Annotated in this window: 14 protein-coding genes; 2 read left to right on the top strand and 12 right to left on the bottom strand. The window is 38.3% G+C overall.

Annotation, left to right across the window (positions count from 1 at the left end):
- Positions 1-32 precede the first annotated feature (32 nt).
- The 12 genes from leuB to ACRD62_RS04395 form a co-directional block, all read right to left on the bottom strand.
- Positions 33-1094 (bottom strand): 3-isopropylmalate dehydrogenase, encoded by a 1062-nt coding sequence (gene leuB, locus ACRD62_RS04450; protein ID WP_430818920.1) that lies wholly within the window; start codon positions 1092-1094, stop codon positions 33-35.
- 52 nt (positions 1095-1146) lie between these two features.
- Positions 1147-2673 (bottom strand): alpha-isopropylmalate synthase regulatory domain-containing protein, encoded by a 1527-nt coding sequence (locus ACRD62_RS04445; protein ID WP_430818919.1) that lies wholly within the window; start codon positions 2671-2673, stop codon positions 1147-1149.
- 95 nt (positions 2674-2768) lie between these two features.
- A complete protein-coding gene (gene leuD / locus ACRD62_RS04440) occupies positions 2769-3368 on the bottom strand; it encodes a 3-isopropylmalate dehydratase small subunit (protein WP_430818918.1) in 600 nt (199 codons plus the stop codon).
- A 16-nt stretch (positions 3369-3384) separates the two neighbouring features.
- Entirely contained in the window at positions 3385-4788 is a 1404-nt protein-coding gene (leuC, locus tag ACRD62_RS04435; protein WP_430818917.1) for a 3-isopropylmalate dehydratase large subunit, read from the bottom strand.
- Positions 4789-4893: 105 nt separating this feature from the next.
- Positions 4894-6390, bottom strand: coding sequence for a 2-isopropylmalate synthase (locus tag ACRD62_RS04430; protein ID WP_430818916.1), 1497 nt, complete (start codon positions 6388-6390; stop codon positions 4894-4896).
- A 123-nt stretch (positions 6391-6513) separates the two neighbouring features.
- On the bottom strand, positions 6514-7560 hold the full coding sequence (ilvC, locus tag ACRD62_RS04425) for a ketol-acid reductoisomerase (RefSeq protein ID WP_430818915.1): 1047 nt from the start codon (positions 7558-7560) through the stop codon (positions 6514-6516).
- A 64-nt stretch (positions 7561-7624) separates the two neighbouring features.
- On the bottom strand, positions 7625-8167 hold the full coding sequence (gene ilvN / locus ACRD62_RS04420) for an acetolactate synthase small subunit (protein WP_430818914.1): 543 nt from the start codon (positions 8165-8167) through the stop codon (positions 7625-7627).
- A gap of 106 nt (positions 8168-8273) precedes the next feature.
- Positions 8274-10010 carry a biosynthetic-type acetolactate synthase large subunit gene (ilvB, locus tag ACRD62_RS04415; RefSeq protein WP_430818913.1) on the bottom strand — a complete coding sequence of 579 codons (1737 nt, stop codon included), beginning with the start codon at positions 10008-10010 and terminating at the stop codon, positions 8274-8276.
- 62 nt (positions 10011-10072) lie between these two features.
- Positions 10073-11902, bottom strand: a complete 1830-nt coding sequence (gene ilvD / locus ACRD62_RS04410; protein WP_430818912.1) for a dihydroxy-acid dehydratase — start codon at positions 11900-11902, stop codon at positions 10073-10075.
- A 460-nt stretch (positions 11903-12362) separates the two neighbouring features.
- Complete coding sequence (locus tag ACRD62_RS04405) at positions 12363-13136, bottom strand: peptidase associated/transthyretin-like domain-containing protein (RefSeq protein ID WP_430818911.1); 774 nt, start codon at positions 13134-13136, stop codon at positions 12363-12365.
- Positions 13136-13900: a hypothetical protein gene (locus ACRD62_RS04400; protein WP_430818910.1), complete on the bottom strand. Its 765-nt coding sequence runs from the start codon at positions 13898-13900 to the stop codon at positions 13136-13138. The genes ACRD62_RS04405 and ACRD62_RS04400 overlap by 1 nt, the downstream gene beginning before the upstream one ends.
- 84 nt (positions 13901-13984) lie before the next feature.
- Positions 13985-14383 carry a hypothetical protein gene (locus ACRD62_RS04395; RefSeq protein ID WP_430818909.1) on the bottom strand — a complete coding sequence of 133 codons (399 nt, stop codon included), beginning with the start codon at positions 14381-14383 and terminating at the stop codon, positions 13985-13987.
- Between the two features lie 449 nt (positions 14384-14832).
- Here ACRD62_RS04395 and ACRD62_RS04390 point away from each other — a divergent pair, with 449 nt between their 5' ends.
- Complete coding sequence (locus ACRD62_RS04390) at positions 14833-15648, top strand: 2,3,4,5-tetrahydropyridine-2,6-dicarboxylate N-succinyltransferase (protein WP_430818908.1); 816 nt, start codon at positions 14833-14835, stop codon at positions 15646-15648.
- Positions 15649-15780: 132 nt separating this feature from the next.
- Positions 15781-16278 (top strand): MarR family winged helix-turn-helix transcriptional regulator, encoded by a 498-nt coding sequence (locus tag ACRD62_RS04385; protein ID WP_430818907.1) that lies wholly within the window; start codon positions 15781-15783, stop codon positions 16276-16278.
- The last annotated feature ends 123 nt before the right edge of the window (positions 16279-16401 follow it).

Below are 16401 nucleotides of genomic sequence, written 5' to 3'. Positions count from 1 at the left end.
CACCGGCCATGAATCTGACCGGTGTTTCTATGTTACTTTTTAATGTAATCTGCTAACCAGTCGCCGACTTCAGATGTTTTAAAGGCTTTTGCGCCTCTTGAAATATCTTCTGTAACAACGCCTTCTTCCAATGATTTATTAACCGCATCGCGCACAGCTTGTGCTTCATCCAATAAATCAAGCGATTCTAATAACATGGCAGCTGAAAGAACAGTTGCAACCGGGTTGGCAATGTCTTTTCCTGCAGCCTGTGGATACGATCCGTGAATTGGTTCGAAAACAGAGGTGTGAATACCAACTGAAGCCGATGGTAATAAGCCTAGTGATCCAGTGATTACTGAAGCTTCATCGCTAAGGATGTCACCAAACATGTTTTCAGTAACCATCACATCAAATTTCTTTGGCCACTGGATTAATTGCATGGCGGCATTATCAACAAACATGTAATCAACTTCAATATCCTTATAATCGCCTTCCATAGCCTGAGCTGTTTCTCTCCACAGACGAGAGGTTGCCAAAACGTTTGCTTTATCAACAATGGTTAATCGTTTATTACGTTTTTCAGCATATGAATAAGCCAGTTTAAGGATGCGTTCAACCTCATCGGTCGTGTAGGTACAGGTGTCAAAAGCTTTTTTCAAATCTTCAGAACGACCTTTATCACCGAAATAGATACCGCCTGTTAACTCGCGAACCACAACAAAGTCGGCACCTTCAACAATATCTAATCGCAAAGGGCTTTTGTCAAGCAATGAAGGGAAAGTTGTAACAGGACGAATATTGGCATATAAGCCTAATTTTTTACGCATCGCCAAAAGTCCTTGTTCAGGACGAACTTTAGCTTTAGGATCGTTATCGAATTTAGGATCACCAATGGCACCGAATAGAACCGCATCAGCTTTCATACAAATTTCGTGTGTCTCTTCCGGGTATGGATCTCCAACCTGATCAATGGCAGTGGCGCCAACCAAAGCATTGTTATAGTTTACTTCATGTCCGAATTTAACAGCAACAGCATCAATTACTTTTTGAGCTTGTGCTACAATTTCTGGTCCGATGCCATCTCCTGGCAAAACTGCAATATTTAATTTCATTATCTTAGATAGTTTTATCTGGCTGCTAGAAGCTAGCAACTAGTTGCTAGTTCTATAAATTAATGTTCTCGTTTTCTATTAAGTTTAGCATTTTAACGGTTGCTTTGATGGCTGCTTCTGTCTGGTCGGCATCCAATCCCCGTGTTTTAAATACTTTATCATTATACTCCCACGATATAACCGTTTCAACAAAGGCATCGGTTTTACCGCCAGGAGGGATCGTTACGTAATAATCGGCCAATAAAGGATGTGGTTTTTTCAACTCATCGTAGATTTTCCAGAGTGCCTTCATAAATGCGTCGTACTGACCGTCGCCAGCTGAGGAAGCCTGGTAATCTTTATCATTGATCTTAATGCTTAACGAAGCCGTTGGCTTCATTCCGCGTGTCAAAGATAAGCTGTAATTGTTAACCTTTATATACTCATTGATGGAAGAACTCTTTAAAACATCAGAAATAATATAAGGAAGATCTTCCGTAGTGACAGTTTCCTTTTTATCACCCAGTTCTATTACTTCTTTGGTGACGCGTTGCATCTCTTCTGTTGAAAGACTGATGCCAAGTTCCTCAAGGTTTTTAAGAATATTGGCTCTTCCTGAAGTTTTTCCTAGAGCATATTTTCTGACTCTTCCAAAACGCTCAGGCATCAGATTGTTAAAATACAGATTATCCTTACTGTCACCATCGGCGTGAATACCTGCACATTGTGTAAAAACGTATTCGCCGGTTAGTGGTTTATTGGCCGGAATACGAATGCCACTGAAACTTTCTACAACCTGACTGGCTCTGGTTAATTTCGATTCGTCGATATTGGTTTTAGCTTTCAGTTGATCAGTCAACACCCCTACAACACTAGCCATTGGTGCATTTCCTGCCCTTTCGCCCAAACCATTAATGGTGGTATGAATACCTTTAAATCCAGATTTTACGGCTGCAAAAACATTTGCAACAGCTAAATCATAATCGTTATGCGCATGAAAATCGAAATGCAGATTTGGATATCTGGTGATGATGGCTGAACAAAATTCTTTTACTTGATCAGGATTTAAAACACCAAGTGTATCAGGTAGCATAAATCGTTTAATGGAATCATCCTGTAATTGATCTAATAAAAAGAATACATATTCAGGTGAGTCAATCATGCCGTTCGACCAGTCCTCAAGATAAATATTAATATCAATATTCATCTCACGGGCTTGTTTTAAAACACCCCTGATGTCTTCAATATGTTCTTCAGGAGTTTTTCGTAACTGGCTGGTTACATGTTTTAAAGAACCTTTTGTTAAAAGGTTACAAACCCTTGCACCGGTATCCTTTATCCAATTGAGAGATACTCCGTTGTCGACAAAACCTAAAACCTCAATTCTATCAAGCAGGTTATTTTTTGCTGCCCATTCACTAATTTTTTGAACAGCTTTAAACTCCCCTGCACTAACCCTGGCTGATGCTACCTCTATTCTGTCTACTTTTAGTTCTTGAAGAAGAATACGCGCCATGGTAAGCTTCTCAGAATCGTTAAAAGAAACGCCTGTTGTTTGCTCGCCATCCCTGAGGGTCGTATCCATTAGCTCTATAGTCATCCCCTTTATGGTTTTTGGTTTATGTGTTTTGCTTTATAGTGGTTATGCAAAAAACCTACCGATAATGGCAAGTATCGGTAGGTTCAAACAAAGAATCAAAATTTTATCGCTTGCTTTTCGTACGCACTTATTTCGTCTTTTAGACTCAATAAGTAATCGATATCATCGTATCCATTCACAAGACAATTCTTTTTATATGAATTGATTTCGAATGATTCAGATTCACCTGTACTGACATTGGTAATAGTTTGATTTTCCAAATCAATCTTTACCTCTGCCTTTGGATCTGCATCAATTGATTTGAACAGACCGGCTAGAAATGCATCCGTTACCTGCACTGGCAAAACACCATTGTTTAATGAGTTATTGCGGAAAATATCAGCAAAGAAACTTGATACAACTGCTTTGAATCCATAGCCTGCTATAGCCCAAGCAGCATGTTCACGACTCGATCCGCTACCAAAGTTTTTACCAGCCACTAACACACTTCCTGAATAAATTGGATTATTCAAAACAAAATCTGCTTTTGGCTGACCAGCTTTGTCGTAACGCCAGTCGAAAAATAAATTATCTCCGAAACCATCCTTTGTTGTTGCTTTTAAGAAACGGGCCGGAATAATCTGATCGGTGTCCACATTCTCAATTGGTAATGGAACTACCGTAGTTTGTACTGTTACAAATTTATCTATTGGCATAATGTATTCCTCCGTTTTACAAATTAAAAATGGTTCTTGGATCGGCAATAGTACCGGTTACAGCAGCTGCAGCAGCAGTCAGCGGACTTGCCAGTAACGTGCGTGAACCGGGTCCCTGACGACCTTCAAAGTTTCTGTTTGAAGTTGATACAGCGTATTTGCCTTCAGGAATTTTATCATCATTCATAGCCAAACAAGCTGAACATCCTGGCTGACGTAATTCAAATCCTGCTTCTTCCAATACTTCTTTGATACCTTCGGCAATGGCCTGTTTTTCAACCTGCTTACTACCAGGAACAATCCATGCAGTTACATTGTCAGCTTTTTTACGACCTTTTACTGCAGCAGCAAAAGCACGTAAGTCTTCAATACGACCGTTGGTACAACTACCTAAGAATACATAATCGATTTGTTTTCCTTCCAGTTTATCACCAGGAGCAAATCCCATGTAATCCATCGATTTTTGAAAGGTTACCTTAGAGCTGGCATCGATGCTATCCAAAGTAGGAATGTTACCTACAATTTTTTCACCCATTCCCGGATTGGTTCCATAGGTAATCATTGGCTCAATATCAGCCGCTTCGTAATGTAATTCTTTATCGAAAACAGCATCCTCATCAGTTACCAATGTTTTCCAGTAAGCAACAGCTTTTTCCCACTGTTCACCTTGTGGTGCATATTCGCGACCTTTAACATACTCAAAAGTAGTTTCGTCAGGAGCAATCATACCACCACGCGCTCCCATTTCAATACTCATATTACAGATAGTCATACGGGCTTCCATTGAAAGGCTGCGGATAGCAGAACCTGCAAACTCAACGAAATATCCTGTACCACCTCCGGTTGAGATTTTTGAAATGATATAAAGAATGATATCTTTTGATGTAACACCGTTGGCTAGAGTACCTTCAATGTTAATGCGCATCTTTTTAGGTTTTGGCTGCATAATACATTGTGTAGCCAAGGCCATTTCAACCTCACTGGTACCAATTCCAAAAGCAATGCTTCCGAAGGCACCATGAGTAGAAGTATGACTGTCACCGCAAACAATGGTCATACCTGGTTGAGTGATACCCATTTCTGGTCCAACTACGTGAACAATACCATTGTAAGGATGATTTAAACCATACATGGTAATTCCATTCTCTTCACAGTTTTTCTTCAATGTTTCAACCTGCACTCTTGATAATTCATCATGAATGGTAAGGTGCTGATCAACTGTTGGAATATTATGATCGGGAGTTGCGATCACCTGATTAGGGCGGGCAACCTGAATACCTCTTGCTTTTATTCCTCCAAAAGCTTGAGGGCTTGTCACTTCGTGGATGAAATGACGGTCGATATACAAGACATTAGGTCCGTCCTCAATAGTCTTGACAACGTGACTGTCCCATATTTTATCAAATAATGTTTTTGCCATTTTTTTTAAAGTATCAAGATTTAAGTATCAACTATCAAGAGTATTTACCAATTGTAGGTAATAAATGTCTTATGGGTTGATACTTTAAATCTTATGTCTAAATAATTATCCTATTTTTGAGATAGCATCTAAAAATGCTTCCACCGAAGCAGTTACAATGTCAACGTTGGCAGAAAAGCCATAGAACGACTGGCCTTTATGATCAATCTGAACATGTACCTTACCAATGTCGTCACTACCACGTGTGATAGCTTGAATCAAAAATTCTTCAAGGTGAACTTTACGTTTAACCAACTTTTTAACGGCTGTAAAAGCAGCGTCAATTGGTCCGTTTCCTGAGGCTGTTTCAACAAATGTGTCGCCATTAAAGCTTACTGCAACGGTTGCAGTTGGAACAGTAGAACTACCTGCAACAACCTGAAGGGTTTCAAGCTTGATAGAACGATCTTCTTTGATTCGCTCAGTACCAGCCAAAGCTTCCAAATCTTCGTCAGCAACATCTTTCTTTCTGTCAGCCAATTCCAGGAATCGCTGATAGATGTCGTTTAGTTCTTCTCCGTCGAAATCGTATCCCAATACACTCAGGCGATGCTTAAGAGCAGCACGACCACTACGGGCGGTTAATACAATACTCGACTCTTTTACGCCTACATCTGCAGGATCGATAATTTCGTAGTTTTCACGATTTTTCAATACTCCATCCTGATGGATACCCGATGAATGAGCAAAAGCGTTTCGGCCTACAATAGCCTTGTTAGCCTGAACAGGCATGCGCATTAATGTTGAAACCAGCTTACTGGTTTTCATTATCTGAGTGGTATCAATCGAAGTATCGAAATTCAAATCGTGGTGGCATCGCATTGCCATTACCACTTCTTCTAAAGACGTATTACCCGCGCGTTCACCTAATCCGTTGATGGTAACCTCAACCTGACGGGCACCATTAATCACACCAGATAAAGTATTAGCGGTAGCCATACCAAGATCGTTATGGCAATGTGTTGAAAGAATGGCTTTATCAACGTTTGGAACATTGTTAACCAAATAAGCAATTTTAGCTCCGTATTCAGCTGGTAAGCAATATCCGGTTGTGTCAGGGATATTAATTACGGTAGCACCGGCTTTAATAACTGCTTCAACTACACGTGCCAGATATTCGTTATCAGAACGACCGGCATCTTCGGCATAGAATTCTACGTCTTCAACAAAACGGCGAGCATATTTAACAGCTTCAACAGCTCTTTCAATAATTTCGTCTTCATTAGAATTCAATTTGTACTTTATATGGTATGGTGAAGTACCGATACCTGTATGGATACGTCCGTTTTTTGCATATTTAAGTGCATCTGCTGCTACTTCAATATCTTTTTTAACGGCACGTGTCAAAGCACAAATAGTTGGGTTTGTTACAGCTTTAGATATTTCAACCACCGAGTTAAAATCACCCGGGCTTGAAACGGGGAATCCTGCTTCGATTACATCCACACCAAGCTTCTCGAGCTGACGGGCTACTTCTATTTTCTCAATAGTGTTTAACTGACATCCCGGCACCTGCTCGCCGTCTCTTAAAGTTGTATCGAATATATATACTTTATTACTCATGATAATCGGGTTTAAATGATTACTCCATTACCTTTTCCCCTAAGTATTAATGGAGTTTCAACCTTTTATAAACACCGGATAATTTGTTTTGTTTTATCCGGTGTTGAGTATGGTTGAATATTATTACTGGTTTTCTGGTCTCAATTTACGGACAGCAGCACCTGCTTGCCACATCTCCGATTCGCGGAGTTCTTTGAGTTCCTCTTCCAGTTTAACCCTATAATCTGGCTGGCTGTTTGAATCAATCGAACGTTGTGCCTCGTTACCGGCAGCAACTTCGCTATATAATTTTTCAAATACTGGCTTGGTAGCATCGCGGAATGGTTTCCACCAGTCTAATGCACCACGCTGAGCTGTAGTTGATGTATTGGCATACATCCAGTCCATACCGTTTTCAGCAACCAATGGCATCAAACTTTGAGTTAATTCTTCAACTGTTTCGTTGAAAGCCTCAGATGGAGAGTGACCATTTGCACGTAATACTTCGTACTGAGCAGCAAAAATACCCTGGATACATCCCATTAAAGTACCACGCTCACCAGTTAAGTCAGAATAAACCTCACGTTTAAAATCAGTTTCGAACAGGTAACCAGAACCTACTCCGATACCTAATGCAATTACGCGATCCCATGCTTTACCGGTAGCATCCTGAAAGATAGCGAAGCTTGAGTTCAAACCACGTCCTTCAAGGAACATGCGACGTAAGCTGGTTCCTGATCCTTTAGGAGCAACCAAAATAACATCTACATCGGCAGGAGGTACAATACCAGTGCGTTCTTTGTAAGTAATACCAAATCCGTGAGAGAAGTAAAGGGCTTTTCCAGGAGTTAAGTGTTTTTTAACTGTATCCCACATCTGAATCTGACCAGCGTCAGAAAGAAGATACTGAATAATTGTTGCGCGTTCTAGAGCTTCTTCAATTTCAAAAAGTGTTTCTCCGGGAACCCATCCGTCAGCAATTGCTTTATCCCATGTTTTTGATTCTTTACGCTGACCAATGATTACGTTGAAACCGTTATCCTTAAGGTTAAGAGATTGTCCAGGACCTTGCACACCATATCCGATTACCGCAATGGTTTCGTCTTTTAATACTTCGCGTGCTTTTTCCAATGGGAACTCTTCCCTCATTACAACGTTTTCTTCAGTTCCTCCGAAATTAATTTTTGCCATGATAAAATATTGATTAATGTTTATGTTTAAATCTGATAGCTATTAGCTGAAGGCAGATAGCTTTTTAATCTAATATTGATAGATCGTTTTCTAATTTAACCAGATAGTTTGAGAGTAATTCCTGATTGAGTTTGGTAACTGCAATTCGGCCTGATCGAACAAACTGAGAAACTCCAAACCGATTCAGTTTATCAAAGAGCTCCTGCGTTTCATCTTTATGACCCGTTTTTTCAATTACTGTATATTCAGAAGTTACTTCCAGTATCCTTGCTCCATATTGGCGAACCAGTTTTTCAATCTCGTTGCTGTTGAGCAAAGCTTCTGTTTTTACTTTATATAAAGCAATTTCCTGATGTATAACTTCCTCCGCTGTAAATACAAAGGCTTTTAATACATCGATACGACGTTCGATTTGCCCAAGCAATTTATTAATTTGATCACGAGATGTAAAGACCACAATGGTAAATTTGTGCACACCTGGTATGGCTGACTCAGAAGTGGTCAAACTTTCGATGTTGATATGACGGCGTGTGAAAATAGTTGTAATCTGATTTAACAAACCGACATGATTTTCTGAGTATATTGATAGGGTGAATTCTTGTTTCATCTTTTCTTTTTTTAGATATGAGAATGATCGAAGCTAGCTTAATGGCTTATTATCATTCTCCATTTTTAATTTCTAAAATCTAATTTTATAAGAATCTGATATCGATTTACTCAAGGCGTATTTCTGAAACAGATGCACCTGTTGGTACCATCGGAAATACATTACCTTCTTTTTCTACTCTTACTTCAAGTAGATACGGTCCGTCATGTTCTACCATTTTCTTCACTGCATCATCCAATTCTTCACGTTTATGAACAATCGAGCTTTCGACGTAATATCCTTTACAGATAGTTTGGAAATCAGGATTTTCCAATAGCGTTGATGCATATCTTCTGTCAAAAAATAGTTCCTGCCACTGGCGTACCATTCCCAGGTAGTTATTATTCAGAAGAATAATTTTTACAGGCGCTTTAGTCTGATAAATTGTTCCCAGCTCCTGAATGGTCATCTGAATACCTCCGTCACCAACAAACAGACACACCGGTCTTTCTGGCATACCTAATTGTGCTCCAAGAGCAGCTGGTAATCCAAATCCCATGGTTCCAAGGCCACCTGAGGTAACTACACTTCTGGTATTTTTAAATTTGAAATATCTCGAAGCAATCATTTGCTGCTGACCTACATCAGTCACCATGATAGCGTCATTGTCATAAGCTTCAGTCACTCTGCGAACCACTTCTCCCATGGTTAATCCTTCTTTGGCAGGATATAACTCCGGAGTGATGATTTTCTGGTCTTCGATCTTATCACATGCTCTGAATTCCTTTACCCATTCATCATGGTTTGTTTCTGAAACCATTTCGGTAATCATAGGTAACGATTGTTTAACATCACCAACAACCGGAACATCAGCATATATGATTTTATTGATTTCAGCCTTATCAATTTCAAGGTGAATAACCTTTGCATTGGTAGCATATTTCTGAACATTACCTGTCACCCTATCGTCAAAACGCATACCAATGGCGATGATTAAATCACTTTCGTTGGTTTTAACATTGGGGCCATAGTTACCATGCATTCCCAACATACCAACATTTAAAGGGTGATCAGATGGTAATGCAGATAATCCTAATAAGGTCCATGCTGCAGGAATTCCTGTTTTCTCAAGGAATGTTTTCAATTCATCTTCAGCACCACCTAAGATAACACCCTGTCCAACTAAAGCCAATGGTTTTTTAGAAAGGTTGATTAAACGTACTGCCTCAGCAATTGAATCCTTTTTTATTGGAAATGTAGGTTTGTAACTACGTATTTTAACTTGCTTATTGTATTCGAAGTCAAGCATGCCAAATTGGGCATCTTTTGTAATGTCAAGCACAACAGGGCCAGGTCTGCCTGTTCTGGCTATATAAAAAGCCTTGGCAATGGCTTCAGGAATTTCTTCGGCTCTTTTAACCTGGTAATTCCATTTGGTAATGGGCTGGGTAATACCAACTACATCTGTTTCCTGAAATGCATCAGTACCTAACAATGGAGAAGCTACCTGGCCACTGATTACTACCATTGGTGTTGAATCAATCATTGCGTCAGCAATGCCGGTTACTGCATTAGTAGCACCCGGACCACTGGTTACTACACAAACACCAACTTTACCTGTTACCCGTGCAAATCCCTGAGCTGCATGAACAGCACCTTGCTCATGACGTACCAACACGTGGCGTAATTTTTCCTGATAGTGGTATAGGGCATCATATACTGGCATGATAGCGCCTCCCGGATATCCAAAAATTAAGTCTACACCTTCGTGCAGTAACGACTGAATTACGGCTTCTGAGCCATTCATTCTTTGCTTTTTCATTGGATTTGCCTCCTTTGTTTCTGGTTGCGTTTTTGTTTCCATATCACTTGGAGTTTTTATGGATGTTTTATCAGAAACTCGTTTTTAAATTATAGTCTCTGTTTTTAATCAATTAATCTCACTGCGCCTTTATCAGCTGAACTTACCAGGCTGGCGTAGGCTTTTAAAGCTTTAGAAATGTTCCTGACTCGATCACCGGGTTTGAAAGCTAAACTTCCTTTTGCTTCCTCTTCCTTACGGCGTTGAGCCAGTTCTTCGTCTGAGATATTGAGTTCAATTTTTCTGTTGGGAATATCAATTGTGATAGGATCACCATTTTGTACCAATGCAATGTTTCCACCGGCTGCGGCTTCGGGTGATGCATGACCAATAGATAAACCAGAGGTACCACCTGAAAAGCGACCATCAGTTAATAAGGCACAGGCTTTTCCTAAATGTTTTGATTTAAGATAAGAAGTTGGATATAGCATTTCCTGCATACCTGGTCCGCCTTTAGGTCCTTCGTATCTGATGATTACCACATCACCTGCTTTAACTTCATCAGACAAAATACCATCGATGGCTTCATCTTGCGATTCATAAACACGAGCAGTTCCGTTAAAGGTGAAGATTGATTCATCTACACCGGCAGTTTTTACGATACATCCCTTTTCTGCCAAGTTACCAAATAAAACAGCTAAACCTCCATCTTGAAAATAGGCATGTTCGATATCGCGGATACAACCTTTCTGGCGATCTAAATCCAACTCAGCATATTTTGTTTTTTGCGAACCCATAGTAAGATTAAACATACCTGCCGGAGCACTTGAATACACTTCATAAGCATTTTCAGTGGCAGTACCACCTGCAACATCATAATCTTTCAATGCATCAGCCAACGTTGGGTAATCAATACGACTTACATCAGTATGTAATAATCCTCCGCGGTTTAATTCGGCTAAGATACCCAAGATCCCACCAGCACGGTTAACGTCTTCGATATGATAATGCGAGTTTGGAGCTACTTTAGATAATACAGGAGTTTTACGCGATAAGCGGTCAATATCATCCATGTTGAAATCAACGCCTGCTTCGTGGGCGATTGCTAAAATATGCAATACTGTATTAGTTGAACCACCCATGGCTATATCCAATGTCATTGCATTTTCGAATGACTTGTAAGTGGCAATTGAGCGAGGCAATACAGAATCGTCACCATCGCGATAATATTTATAAGTAATATCTACAATTAAGTCGGCTGCTTTTTCAAATAAACCTTTACGGTTCTGATGAGTCGCAACAATGGTTCCGTTTCCTGGTAAAGCTAATCCGATTGCTTCATTCAGGCAGTTCATTGAGTTTGCAGTAAACATACCTGAACATGAACCACATGTAGGACATGCATTGCGCTCAACAGCATTAACTTCTTCATCCGAAACTGAGTCATCAGCAGCCATTACCATTGCATCAACCAAGTCTAATGCTTTGTTTCCTACTTTACCAGCTTCCATTGGTCCACCGGAAACAAAAATAGTTGGGATGTTCAATCGCATGGAAGCCATCAACATTCCCGGAGTAATTTTATCGCAGTTACTGATACAAACCATTGCATCTACTTTGTGTGCATTGGCCATGTATTCAACACTATCGGCAATAATATCACGAGATGGCAAAGAGTATAACATACCATCGTGCCCCATGGCAATACCATCGTCGATGGCTATTGTATTGAATTCAGCAGCAAAACATCCATTTGCTTCAATGCGTTGCTTTACCATTTGACCTATGTCGTGCAAATGAACATGACCAGGTACAAACTGTGTAAATGAATTAACAACTGCAATAACAGGCTTGCCAAAATGATTTTCTTTCATTCCGTTGGCTCGCCAAAGACTGCGGGCTCCTGCCATTCGTCTTCCTTCTGTTGTTGTTGCGCTTCTTAAAATTCGTTTCATTTGATTTTTATGGTTGTTTTGCTTAAAAAAAAAGCCTTTCTCATGTGTGAGAAAGGCTTAATAATATCTTATATTCAATTAACTATACACCATTCTCACGACCCTCAGCTAATAATGACTAAGAGAATAATAATAATATCGAGAACGAGTGTTAAGTTGAATTTCATCTATGCTTGTGCTTTTTACGGTAGCAAATGTAGAATTGATTTCGTTAACTCCAAAGAAATAATCAAAAAAAATCCAAAAAAAATTAATAATTGAAAGCTTGTCGTATAAATAGCTTATTGTTTTTATGTATTCTTTCTGTAATTATATAAGTTCGAAAATGCGAAAACATTAAAGGACTTCGGGGTATTATTTAATAAGCCAGAAATACAGATAATTAGAACATTTGGTCGGTTTTTTGACAGTTAAATAATATCAAATAAAATTGTAAGTTCAGATTAAGGGATTTCAATTTTTAAAAAGAGGTAGAAATACTATCTGATTTGCATGCTAAAAAATTATCATAAGCTTTACTTACCTCTACCATCATATCATATTCCGATAGTTTAGGATCGATATTGTGTTTCGTTCTTAAAAAAACAATGAATGAGTCAAGGCTTGCGCCTTCTAATTGTGTAAATGCTTGTAAGTTGTCGCGAGAAGTAACCTTATTATAAAGTGAGTAAAGTTGTTCTTCCGCTAATACATGACTATAATGCTTTTGTTCATGTGTTTGACTTTTGCCTCCAAAACTTAAACTGTAGCTAAAATCACCTTTTTCTGCTTTCTGAAAGGCCAAAGCTTCTTTTATGTCAATTTTAAACGGAAGAATATATTCACCTGTTTCCATCATAGGCATATTGGCAACCATACTTCTGAATGAAGCATAGGATCTAAAATGAAATACTTTTATTTCATCTAAAGCATAGGCTTTAGGAGTCACATTCAATATTAATGTATCATTATTTAAATCCAGATCAGCAAGTACCCAATTATTATCCTCGAAACCCATACATCTGAAAAGTAGTGTGTCGGTCGCTGCAATATCCATTCTGAAAATACCCTTTTCATTGGTTTCTTTTCCAATACCTGTTTTGCTGTTGGCTACAAATGCAAACGGAACAGGATTATTAGTTGTTTGATCCTGTATTTTTGCCAAAATTCTTCCCTTTGTTGATGTTTGAGCAATGCTGTTACCCACAATCAACAATATTATTGCACATAAAACAATAAGTCTTTTTCCCGTCATTATTTTTCTTTTTCTTGCTGGTAATGAAAGTATAAATCCATTACCTTATTGGTAATAGATATTTCATTGTCTTGTTCGGTAAGATGTATTTTGGTGTTGCAATATATTAAAAATTTATCCAGTTTCTCACCATCAAGCTCAGTAAGTTGATGAACGAGGTTTCTGGTTAGACGACTTCTTATTTTATCTTCCTGCACCTCTCGTAAAGATTTTATTTTTTGTCGTTCAGAAGGACTTGTATAATAATAGATGTAATTAATGGGTTGAAATAATGCTACTAAGATGGGAGGTTTGTTGTGATAAATAGGTTTAGCATAGGCCATTGTGTCGTATGGTACATAGGAAGGAAATTCCAGTTCTTTTTGTTTCTCTCTTTCCTCTATCAGGTAATCAGTGAATTCTCGAAATTCTTTGAATCCACTTACATCTACTTTATCAAGCATATAGCTTTTTGATTCAAGATCGAAAATAACCAGTTCATCATTATTTAAACTGTCTCTGCTGAAAACCTTTGGCTCAAAGCCAAGAGCTGTTACCATCAGGCTGTCGCCTTTTGGAAATGTAGATTTGAACTCACCTAATGAATCACAGGCAAAGATTCTTACCATTTTAAAACTGGCAACCTGTGCATTGGGTATGGGGATACTGTCGGAATGATTAATTACTTTTCCATGAATCCATATTAATTCTGGCTGTTGAGCAACTGAATTCAGCTTTACTAAAAATGAAAAAATAAGGATGATATAGAAAGGGAGGTTTTTCATTCGTTATGAAATCATATTATCTAAGTTAAATGCAAATCAGGATTAAATGGTTGCCTGATGAGAATTATTAAATTAGATTTTATTTCAATCATTAACAATTTCGGTAGAATCGACTTCTTTTTTATATGGGGTGATATCAATCTTTGTCACTTGAAAAAGTTTGGGCTTTAATTGAATGAATTTAACAATTGTCTCTTGATTAAAGAGTGAATCCGCATAAAGAATGGCCGTTTCGTAACCCAGAGCCAGTGCTTTTAGGCTGTCGCCTTCCGGAAAAACAATCTTAAATCTGCCTAATGAATCGGTTGCAAACATCAGGTTTCGACCATAAACACCTATCTGTGTATAAGGAATTGGTGAGCTGTCTATTGAGCTTATTACTTGTCCGTTTATTCCAGTTTCGAGTTCGAACTGGGCTTGTAAATTAGTGCTTAAAAAAAGCAGAATGACAATACATAACGACGAAAGGGGGTTTAATTTCATGAGTCAGGATTATTACCTTGTTTAAATAATGCTAATGATTGGGTAATGGTTGCCTGATATGTTTAAAACATGTTGAAATTTTAATTTGTAAGGTTATAGAACTTGACAATAATGCGAATTAACAGTTGAATCACGATGGGATTCTTTTATGATACATTTGTATACCACCGCTGTAATTCTGGGCTAATTATATTACTTCCTTTGGGGGTTTTGAAATGTGAGATAGACATATTCATCAATAACCCTGCACGAAGCGAGGAGTTTACGAAATAAGAGATAAACAACCACGTCGTGAGTTGAAAATTCATATGAACTATAGAGTTGTATTAATAGTTTTAAAATATTAACAACTAGAGATGAATTGGTTAAAATCAGACGAAGTAGTCTTTTTCGGGTTGATTACTTATTTTTAAGCCTTATTTTTGCAGCAAAATTAAAAAATCATCACAATGAGCGATTTAAAAAATATGATTGAACAAGCTTGGGAAGACCGAAGCTTATTAAATAACACAGAAACCGTTGAAGCCATTAAAACGGTGGTTGAAAAACTGGATAAGGGTGAATTACGAACAGCTGAGCCTAATGGTGACGAGTGGATTGTAAATGAGTGGGTGAAAAAAGCAGTGATTTTATATTTCCCGACTCAGAAAATGGAAACCATCGAAGTGGGGCCATTTGAATTTCATGATAAAATAGCATTGAAAAAAGATTATCAGAAATTGGGTGTTCGAGTAGTTCCTCATGCCGTTGCACGTTATGGTTCATTTATTGAAAGTGGAGTGGTGATGATGCCTTCATATGTTAATATTGGAGCACATGTTGAAACAGGGACCATGGTTGATACCTGGGCAACAGTAGGTAGCTGTGCACAAATAGGAAAAAATGTTCACTTGAGTGGAGGTGTAGGTATTGGAGGTGTATTGGAACCGGTACAGGCTGCTCCGGTTATAATTGAGGATGATGCTTTTATTGGATCACGTTGTATCGTGGTTGAAGGGTGTCGTGTTGGTAAAGAAGCTGTATTGGGGGCTAATGTGGTATTAACCGGGTCTACAAAAATTATTGATGTTACCGGTGATGAGCCAATAGAATATAAAGGATATGTTCCACCTCGCTCGGTAGTTATTCCGGGTTCGTATACCAAGAAATTCCCTGCTGGTGATTTTCAGGTACCAGCAGCATTAATCATTGGTAAGCGCAAAGAGTCGACAGATAAAAAGACTTCCTTAAACGATGCGTTGCGCGAAAATAATGTAGCAGTGTAATATGTTATTAAACGATTTTCAAGAAGTCGTAAATGACTTAAATAGAATAAAATTAAACCGTCAGGCAGTAGCTTGGCGGTTTTTTATTTGTAAAGGTTTTGAGAAAAATATTATTTTTGTAATCGATACCTTATGATGGATACAAACGAAATTTTAATAAAGATCAGAAAGATTGTTCGATCTGTTGATATTGAATCAAAAAAGATTCAAAAAGAATATGGTGTTAGTATTCCACAGGTGTTGTGTTTAAATTTTCTTCATGACTCAAGTAATTATCAGGCTACTCAGGGTGAGATTCGTAAATTTTTAAATCTCAATTCATCAACTGTTAGCGGCATTATTAACCGGCTTGAAAAAAAAGGTTATCTGGCCCGTTTGCCAAAAACCGGAGATAAAAGGGTTGTTAATATTGCGTTAACTTCAGCAGGTGATTCTTTATTGGATCGTATACCTGCGTTACTTCATGAGCAGTTATCTGAAAGACTCCAAAAATTAGATTCTAAAGAATTAGAAAGCGTGCAGCATAGTTTAAATACATTGGTAAAACTGCTTAATATTGAACAGGTAGAGGCTTCGCCTTTGATTACGCTTGAAAGTGATCTGGAAGAGGATGAAGTATTGAATCAATAGTTCTTCTTAATTTCTTATTGATTGGGATATTCTGAATAAGTATAGATTATTCTGGGATTATTATATTTTTTTGTAAATTTGTTCGCATAGAAACAAAAATAACTTCTGAGCCTCTTTTCTGGT

The organism is Carboxylicivirga caseinilyticus (genome assembly GCF_050589785.1).
GTDB lineage: Bacteria > Bacteroidota > Bacteroidia > Bacteroidales > Marinilabiliaceae > Carboxylicivirga > Carboxylicivirga caseinilyticus.
The sequence above is the reverse complement of the archived record's forward strand: the minus strand, read 5'-3'. Positions and strand labels throughout refer to the sequence as shown.